This window comes from Faecalimonas umbilicata (genome assembly GCF_004346095.1).
Classification (GTDB): Bacteria; Bacillota; Clostridia; order Lachnospirales; family Lachnospiraceae; genus Faecalimonas; species Faecalimonas umbilicata.
This window is the reverse complement of sequence record NZ_SLZV01000032.1, coordinates 22,603-31,185: the sequence shown is the minus strand read 5'-3', so window position 1 is coordinate 31,185 and position 8,583 is coordinate 22,603. Positions and strand designations below refer to the sequence as shown.

Annotated in this window: 10 protein-coding genes, 2 tRNA genes and 1 riboswitch; all 12 genes read right to left on the bottom strand. The window is 43.5% G+C overall.

Annotation, left to right across the window (positions count from 1 at the left end; genetic code table 11):
* Positions 1 to 381 precede the first annotated feature (381 nt).
* The 12 genes from EDD74_RS12910 to EDD74_RS12855 all read right to left on the bottom strand — a co-directional run bounded on the left by EDD74_RS12910 (position 382) and on the right by EDD74_RS12855 (position 8,571).
* Positions 382 to 470, bottom strand: a tRNA-Ser gene (locus EDD74_RS12910).
* Positions 471 to 532: 62 nt separating this feature from the next.
* Positions 533 to 618, bottom strand: a tRNA-Ser gene (locus EDD74_RS12905).
* A gap of 261 nt (positions 619 to 879) precedes the next feature.
* The gene (gene ispD / locus EDD74_RS12900) at positions 880 to 1,599 is read right to left on the bottom strand and encodes a 2-C-methyl-D-erythritol 4-phosphate cytidylyltransferase (RefSeq protein WP_016440952.1); all 720 of its coding nucleotides are present in this window, start codon (positions 1,597 to 1,599) and stop codon (positions 880 to 882) included.
* A gap of 52 nt (positions 1,600 to 1,651) precedes the next feature.
* A complete protein-coding gene (gene tsaD / locus EDD74_RS12895; RefSeq protein ID WP_116441644.1) occupies positions 1,652 to 2,677 on the bottom strand; it encodes a tRNA (adenosine(37)-N6)-threonylcarbamoyltransferase complex transferase subunit TsaD in 1,026 nt (341 codons plus the stop codon).
* A gap of 4 nt (positions 2,678 to 2,681) precedes the next feature.
* Positions 2,682 to 3,596 carry a ribonuclease Z gene (locus EDD74_RS12890; protein WP_008976577.1) on the bottom strand — a complete coding sequence of 305 codons (915 nt, stop codon included), beginning with the start codon at positions 3,594 to 3,596 and terminating at the stop codon, positions 2,682 to 2,684.
* A 15-nt stretch (positions 3,597 to 3,611) separates the two neighbouring features.
* Entirely contained in the window at positions 3,612 to 3,827 is a 216-nt protein-coding gene (locus EDD74_RS12885) for a hypothetical protein (protein ID WP_008976578.1), read from the bottom strand.
* Positions 3,828 to 3,952: 125 nt separating this feature from the next.
* Positions 3,953 to 4,399, bottom strand: coding sequence for a ribosomal protein S18-alanine N-acetyltransferase (gene rimI, locus EDD74_RS12880; protein WP_009263014.1), 447 nt, complete (start codon positions 4,397 to 4,399; stop codon positions 3,953 to 3,955).
* A complete protein-coding gene (tsaB, locus tag EDD74_RS12875; RefSeq protein WP_174704849.1) occupies positions 4,396 to 5,112 on the bottom strand; it encodes a tRNA (adenosine(37)-N6)-threonylcarbamoyltransferase complex dimerization subunit type 1 TsaB in 717 nt (238 codons plus the stop codon). The genes rimI and tsaB overlap by 4 nt, the downstream gene beginning before the upstream one ends.
* 96 nt (positions 5,113 to 5,208) lie before the next feature.
* A complete protein-coding gene (tsaE, locus tag EDD74_RS12870) occupies positions 5,209 to 5,640 on the bottom strand; it encodes a tRNA (adenosine(37)-N6)-threonylcarbamoyltransferase complex ATPase subunit type 1 TsaE (protein ID WP_008976581.1) in 432 nt (143 codons plus the stop codon).
* Between the two features lie 21 nt (positions 5,641 to 5,661).
* Positions 5,662 to 6,168 (bottom strand): YcxB family protein, encoded by a 507-nt coding sequence (locus EDD74_RS12865; RefSeq protein WP_009263017.1) that lies wholly within the window; start codon positions 6,166 to 6,168, stop codon positions 5,662 to 5,664.
* Between the two features lie 78 nt (positions 6,169 to 6,246).
* Positions 6,247 to 6,855, bottom strand: coding sequence for an ECF transporter S component (locus EDD74_RS12860; RefSeq protein WP_008976584.1), 609 nt, complete (start codon positions 6,853 to 6,855; stop codon positions 6,247 to 6,249).
* Between the two features lie 205 nt (positions 6,856 to 7,060).
* A riboswitch (FMN riboswitch) is annotated at positions 7,061 to 7,184 on the bottom strand.
* A gap of 55 nt (positions 7,185 to 7,239) precedes the next feature.
* Positions 7,240 to 8,571 carry a DUF1958 domain-containing protein gene (locus tag EDD74_RS12855; protein ID WP_116442480.1) on the bottom strand — a complete coding sequence of 444 codons (1,332 nt, stop codon included), beginning with the start codon at positions 8,569 to 8,571 and terminating at the stop codon, positions 7,240 to 7,242.
* Positions 8,572 to 8,583 lie beyond the last annotated feature (12 nt).

Here is an 8,583-nt window from a genome sequence, read left to right as displayed (position 1 = left end):
TTAGGTTGACATTTCTGTCTGTTCTGAAATTTTCTCATTTGTTCGAAATTTTCAGGGTTGTGTTGTCTATTGTTTAATTATCAATGTTCTGTTTGTTTCGCTCTCTTGCGACAGCTATATTAGATTATCACATCTTTTTATCTTTGTCAACAACTTTTTTCATCTTTTTTGAAATCTTTTCTTCTCTACTTTCATAGCCTTTTTTCGATTCCATATCTCCGATGCTTTTTGTTGTTTTCCTGTCACACTATTGAGTGCTTTCTATATTAACATTTCCAACAGTACTTGTCAACTGTTTTTATTTTCAACATTTCAACTTCATACCGTCTTCACTTGTCAATCTTTCACCATGTCATCGATCTGTTGATACTTTATGGTAAACGGAGAAAGAGGGATTTGAACCCTCGCACCGCTATTAACGATCTACTCCCTTTCCAGGGGAGCCCCTTCAGCCACTTGGGTATTTCTCCAAAACGCCTTTTGTTCTTTTGGCATAAGAAAACCACCGATGATTGATTGGTGGTTTTCCTAACGCAGAGGGTGGGATTCGAACCCACGCGCCCTTTCGGACAAACGGTTTTCAAGACCGCCTCGTTATGACCACTTCGATACCTCTGCATTTATTAAGTTTTTGTCATCTCTTGAAGACAAGATGTATTCTATCACGGATATTTCCAACTGTCAACACTTTTTCTAAACTTTTTTTATTTTTTTATTTTTCGGGAATTTTTCTGCTAACATGAACCTTTAATCTCGCTGCTCTTCCGGCGATTTCAGGTATCATTTTTATATCTAAAAATCGCCTGGAAGTAAGTAATAAACCATTGTCCAACCGGATCCTCGCTATATAAAAATACTACTGCCAGCGAAAGATTCTCTCTATGCACGGCGCCTCCTGATAAAAAGACCTGCAATTTCCAGATCTTCCGGCGTTGTAATTTTTATATTTTCATAAGAACCGAAAACAAGCTTGACTGGATGTTCTGTCATTCTTTCAACAACCATCGCATCATCTGTCGCCTTCTCCCATCCACTCTGGATTAATTTTTCATAAGCAGCACGCACCAGTTTTGCATCAAATACCTGAGGTGTCTGCACTTGCCAGACATATGCCCTGTCCGGCGTCTGAACAGCATACTGATTCTGATCTGCAATTTTAATTGTATCTTTCACAGGCATACCTACGACACACGCTTGATCTCTCAAAACACATTCGTATGCCCGCTCTACCATTTCTTCATCTACAAACGGTCTTGCCCCATCATGGATGAACACAATTCCATCTTCCACATATTTTAGTCCATGGTACACAGACTCATAGCGTTCTTTTCCTCCCGCCACTATCTGTACCACCTTGTCAAAACCATATTGTTGTACAATCTTTTCTCTGCAATAGTCTATTTCACGTTCTCCTGTGACAAGAACGATCTCATCAATATATCTGGACTCCTGGAATACATGCAAGCAATAATACAACACCGGCTTTCCTTCTAATTCTAGATACTGCTTCTGGATCGCTGTCCCCATCCGGCTTCCACTCCCGGCTGCCAACACGATCGCCGTACATTTTTTTTCTCGTTTGTCCTTTTTCTGCTCCATCTGGCATTGCACATCCTTTCCCGAATCTCTTTTCCCTACCGACAACCGGAGTCTACCGTTCTCCCAGTTTCAAATTCGGCACAGCATTTAGATCCCATCCATGTCTTGTTCCCGCCAGGTACTCATAATAAGCTGCAACTCCTATCATTGCTGCATTGTCCGTGCAGTAAATTGGTGATGGATGATAGAATTTGACTCCTTTCTTATCACACGCTTCCTGCATTGCAGCTCTGAGGGCGCTATTCGATGCTACCCCACCAGCAATCGCAAATTTTTTTAATCCAAACTCATCCACTGCTTTCATCGCATTTTCTACAAGTACATCTGTCACCGCTTTCTGGAAAGATGCTGCGATGTCCGCCTGAGAATAACTTTCCCCTTTCATCTGACAGCCATTGATATAATTCAATACCGCCGATTTCACACCACTGAAGCTAAAATCATACGGCGAATCACTCATATGTGCTTTCGGAAAGACAATTGCTTCCGGATTTCCCTCCTTAGACAACTTATCGATCTTCGGTCCACCCGGATATCCAAGCCCAATTGCCCGCGCCACTTTATCAAACGCTTCGCCCGCAGCATCGTCTCTTGTTCTTCCGATAATTTCATAAGTTCCATAATCTTTCACACGAACCAGATGTGTATGTCCTCCCGATACTACAAGACATACAAACGGAGGCTCTAAGTCTTTATTTTCAATATAATTTGCAGAAATATGTCCCTCGATATGATGTACTCCCACCAAAGGAAGTCCTTTTGCATATGCAATCGCCTTAGCCTCTGCAACCCCGACAAGCAACGCTCCTACAAGCCCCGGTCCATAAGTGACTCCGATTGCATCGATTTCATCCAATGTTACCCCTGCTTCTTTCAACGCCTCCTCAATCACCTGATTGATCTTCTCAATATGCTTTCTGGAGGCAATCTCCGGAACAACCCCTCCATATAATTTATGTAATTCAATCTGTGATGAAATGACATTGGAGAGGATTTCTCTTCCTTCCCGCACGACTGCTGCCGCTGTCTCATCACAAGAACTTTCTATTGCCAGTATTGTGATTTCTTTTTCTTTCATCTTCTTACTCCTCTTCTGGAAAATCCAGTTCCACAGACATACTGTCGCTGCCGGCTTTTGCCTGCGGAAAAATTTTTTGCACTTCCTCTATAAAAAATTCCGGGCGCGTCAGAGACGGACTGTAATGTGTCAGCCACATTTCCTTTACCTCGGCCTCTTTTGCAAGCTGCGCCGCTTCGTAAAATGTCATATGCTTATATTCTACCGCCTTGCATGCCTTTTCTTTCTCCCCGTACATTCCTTCACAAATAAACAGATCGGAATGTTTCGCATTCACACGAATCGAGTCTGTCGGCCTTGTATCTGTCGTATAGGTAAGTTTGATTCCACGGCGCGGAGCACCCAGAACCATATCCGGGGTAAATACATTTCCTTCATGCTCAATCGTCTCACCTTTTTGCAAATGCTTCCAATATTGTTTTGGAATCGCATGACCCATCGCTCTTGTTACATCAAATTTTCCAGCACGGTCAATCTCCAGTGTATACCCGTAACAAAGCACATTGTGATTGACACGAAATGCTTTCAGACGATATCCATTTAATTCAAAAGTCTGCTCCGGTCCTTCAATTTCTTTGTATATGATCGGAAATGGAAGTTCCGGCGCAATAACACGAAGAGCGCTCACAACACGCTCAAGCCCTTTCGGTCCTATTAACGTCAACGGTTCTCTTCTGTCTGCATTTCCCATTGTAAGCAAAAGCCCCGGCAGTCCACTGATGTGATCTCCGTGATAATGAGTAAAACAAATCACATCAATCGGCTTAAAGCTCCACCCTTTCTCTTTGATCGCAATCTGCGTTCCTTCTCCACAGTCGATCAGCAGACTACTTCCATTAAATCTCGTCATCAGAGCAGTCAGCCACCGATAAGGCAGTGGCATCATCCCACCCGTTCCGAGAAGACAAACATCTAACATGTGATTCTCCTTCTATTATTTCTTCTCTACCGGAATCGAAAAGTCTGAAATCCATGCATCGTAACACTCTTCGCAGAGATCAAACTCGTGTACTTCGTTATCTTTTCCCGAGAAATATCCCCAGCGCTTCTCTACATGGAGGAAATCTGCCTCTCTGAGAATTTCTTTTCCACATTTGTTGCAAAATACTTTATCTAATTCCGTCGTCTCAACTTTTTTATACTGGCGCATACAATTCCTCCTATGAAAAATCCTTCTTTTTTCTTGTTGTCACGCCTTTATTATATTGATTTTTAAAACAGATTCCTAGCGGGAACTGTTTCCTTTTTTTCCATGTTCTTACAATGCCCCAACCCCTATTCAGATAGGTTCTTTTGCATAGTCAATCCATGTTCCATAGGTTCTTTATAATAATCCTTCCGCAGGGAAATCGTCTCGAATCCATACTTTGTATACAGGCACCTCGCAGCATCATTGCTTGCCCGCACTTCAAGAATCACATCCTTGATTCCTCTCTCAGCACAAACTTTCCATAAATGTTCCAACAAATTTCCTGCAATTCCTTTTCCACGCGCTTTGGGAGCCACCGCTATTTTCCCAATATCCGCACTATCCATCACCGCATAGACAATGCAATATCCGCAGATCTCCTCTGCTTCTTCTGCCACAAGGACAAAAAAATGCTCCAGCTCATATGCCTTTCTAATGTCTGCCATACTCCACCGATCGGATGGGCAAAAACATTGCTCCTCCAGCGCATATAGCGGCATGATGTCGGATTCTTTCATTCCTCGAATGATCATTTTCCCTGCTGCTCCTTCTCTTCTCGCTCTAAACGCTCGCGTTCTGCCTGTGACATTCTAAGATAATCCGGCTGATGATCCTCCGCACGTTCTATCTTTCCTTCTTTCCAATACTGAACTGCCAATGTCCCAACAGCTGCTGCCCGTTGCCGATTCATATGAGATGGGGCAAATCTTACCGGAACATGCAAAAGTTGCTCTAACTGTTCTTTGTATACCGGAACACCGTCCCCTAAAAATGTCACCTGCTCTCCTCGTTCATTCAATTTTTCTGCAAGAGCTGATATTTCTATCGCCATCTGCGGCTCTTCTACTACAAACTCCTCTCGGAACCGATAAATTCCGGTATAAACCTGATTTCTCCTTGCATCCATGATTGGGCAGATTACCCCTTCATTTCCATATAAGTTATAAGCAAGTCCATCCACCGTAGGAATATGGATCAACGGCTTTTTTAACGCGAGTCCGAGTCCTTTCGCCGTCGCCGATCCAATTCGCAGCCCGGTAAAGGACCCAGGTCCTCCCGCCACTGCGATTGCATCAATCTCACCAAGGTTCATCTCTGTCATTTTTACGATTTCATCCAGCATTGGAAGCAGCGTCTGTGAATGAGTCTTCTTATAATTCACTGTGTATTCCGCAATTGTCTGTTCTTCCTCTACAACTGCCACTGACGCCACCAAACCAGAACTGTCTAATGCCAATATCCGCATAGTTTCACTTCTTTCTTTTTCATTGTCTATCATCTGTTTTAGAAAGGTCACTATTTCTAGCGCAACCTCTTTTCCAACTTCTTTTTTCTCTCGTTCCTATACTCCAAGTTCTCTTACTGTAATCCGTCGGAAATCAAACCCTTGATCCAGATCTTTCTCAATAGTAATCTCTGTCCGTCTCTGTGGCAAGATCTCTTCAATCAGATTTGACCACTCAATCAGAGATACTCCCTGACCATAGAAGTAATCTTCATATCCGATCTCTTCCATTTCCTCAATATCCCCAATCCGATATACGTCAAAATGATAAAACGGAAGCCTTCCCTCCTCATATACCTGTACGATTGTGAATGTCGGGCTGCTAATCGCCTCTTCAATCTGAAGCCCTCTTGCCAATCCCTGCGTAAATACAGTCTTCCCCACGCCCAGATCGCCAATCAGTGTATAGATCTCGCCTGCTTTTGCCAGTTCTCCGATTTTTTTCCCAAACTCAAACGTCTCCTTCGGACTTCTTGTCTCTATTACCATAGTTTTCCTTCCTTTTCCCTCTTACCGTACCTGACGGATCTTCACTTTCGCCGGCGCCATATGTGTTGAGATCATCTGCACAGCTGCTGTATACTGCTCTCCTAGCGCTTCCTTCGGAAAAACAAGCGCACGTACCCGCGTGATATAAAGAATCAATGTCCGGTTCGTAGAAACTGCCTTCTGAAATTCTTCCCATTTCACCTCTGTCTGCTGATCTTCCTGGGAAATAGTGATTCCTTCTTCGGTCAACTCATATGTGATTGGCTTTTGGAACATCGGCGTTGTCTTTACCTGCGCCTTCGCCTTTGACTTCAGTGTGAGAGGCGTCATAACAAGAAAAACTGCGGCAAAAAAGAAAAACATCATACCTGCGGTATAATCTCCCTGTGCCATCGCCCGGATTCCAAGTCCAAGTACAACAACTCCAAAAATCGCTCCGATCAGCCCACTGAGATGGCTATATGTGTGATACAGCAAAAAGTCATACATTGCTCTCGGTGTCATCTGAACATCCATTTTCACTGACATTACTTAATCCCTCCATTACTTTTTCTGTCTCATACGCAAAATGGTATGTTATAAAATTATAACATACCACCATTTTTCTTACAATAACACTTGCCGGATTTTCTTATAGACAAAAAATACGATCAACGATACCAAAATCCCTTTCAGCAAATTAAATGGTGCCACTGCAAAAAGGACAAAGGTCATCAGACCAGTGATCGCACCATTGACCTCTGTGCCCATCGATACCAGAGCATCCAGCGGCATCTCAAATGCTTTTGCATACACCGGAAGCAAAATATAAGCATTCAGAACACATCCGAGAATAGTCATGATCACAGTTCCAACTACCATCCCCGTCACCGCTCCACTCTTCGTACGCTTTTTCTGATAGATCAGCGCCGCCGGAACGCAGAATGCACATCCAATCAGGAAATTTGCTGCATCTCCGATCCCCATCGTCATCGTTCCTTTGATTGCAACATTTAGAATCACCTTGATCAATTCAATTAAGACCCCCGCAAACGGTCCCATCGAAAAACATCCGATCAACACTGGAACCTCACTGAAATCAATCTTATAGAACGCCGGTGCGAATGGGAGTGGAATCTCAAACTGCATCAAAATAATTGCAAGTGCCGATAACATCCCAATCTGAACAAGCGTCCTTGTGTTCACCTTTGTCTTCTCTGCTACATTTGTACTCATTTTTCTTCTCTCCTTCTTTTTCTAAAATTTAAAAGAAAGAAAATCTTCCGGAAATCTTTGATCAGCTTTCCTCCATACCCCAAAAGGTGAAAGAATTGCACCTACATTTCCTGCAAAGTAAAAATTCCCCCGAAATAACTTCCGGGGGAACTTTGATTCTCGCGCAAAAATCTATCCGCTATCACACGATCTGATTTGCGATCAAATGATTCTTCTCTCATCCAGACTATACTGTCGGTACTGGAATCTCACCAGTTCAGCCACCTGTTCCCAGGCAGGTCGCGGACTTTACCGCCGGTTGGGACTTGCACCCTACCCCGAAGAATTTTCCTATTCTTTTTTCATATCGCCTATTATACGACGGTTTTAAAAATTGTGCAAGACCTATTTCCTTCTCCGTCTTCGTCTCTTCTTTCTGACCGCATCCACATATGCGATTCTTCCTCCAATTGCAGCACCTCCGGCAAGCAATACTACGAGCATTCCTTTTCCGATCGCCCCCAGTCCGCTTTTCGCTTCCGAAACTATCTGTTTCTGTTGATAGGTAACGAAAGGCGCTGCGTATCCCGGAAGATACTGCCGTTCAAGATCAACAAATACTTTCCCATCTTCCATCTTAAACTTTATTTTTTCTTCTTTTGGCACACAGTCCCACAGGTCTTTCTTTGTTACAATTTTCTCTTTTCCAATCTGATGTGTTCCTTTTGGCAGAACCTTTCGATACTCGTATTTCTCAAATGCCTGTTCCATAATTGCATTCCCAACAAGATGACGAAGTTCTTCTCCGGTCTGGTCTGTCCAGTCCGAAACCCCCATCACAATTTCCACAAGCCTCGTATCCTGACGTTTTGCAGTAGAGGAATAATTAAACCCTGCTCTTCCGCTGGAACCAGTTTTCAACCCATCTGTCCCTTTCAGACCATACTTTGCCCCTTCCAGAGAAATCTGATACGACTTAAAATGTTCTTCATACGGGGTACCTTCTTTCACTACAATTTCTGGAGAACTCGTATGTGTCAATATATCCGGGTAAGTCTTTACAAAATAACTGCACAGCAGTGCGTAATCTTGTGGGGAAGTCACATTATCTGCATCTGCCGGTAGATTTTTCGGAGCATACGGATACAGCAGGTCATTTGTGACACCAACACAATTATAATAAGTAGTATGCGTCATCCCAATCTCTTTTGCTTTCTGATTCATCAGCGCTACAAATTTATCCGGATCCGGCTCCACTAAATCTGCAAGCATATATGTGGCTGCCGCCGAAGATGGGACAATGATCAGATCGATCAATTCTCCCACCGTATAGGTTGCTCCCATCTGCATCACATTGTTGCTGAGCGCATATCTTCCGGCAATATCTGTATACTTTTCATTCACCGCCACCTGCATGTCCTTTTCAAATTTTCCTTCCTCCATCGCATCATATGCGAGCAAAATTGTCATCAATTTTGTCATACTGGCCGGAGCCCAGGAAACATCTTTATTCTCCTCCCACAAAATCTGCCCGGTATGGATCTCTGTAATGATAGAACCTGCCGGCTGATAACGATCGTCCAACTGATAGCCACTTTCCCTCGCTACATCGATCGCACGTTTTCCGGATTTTTTCTTTTCTTCTTCCTCCACCTGCTGCGCTTCCACCTGCCCCGCAGGAAGCAGCACTGTCAAAAGCGCTATACACAGCGCGATTACCCAACTCCTTTTTTTCATCTGTTCTTCCCT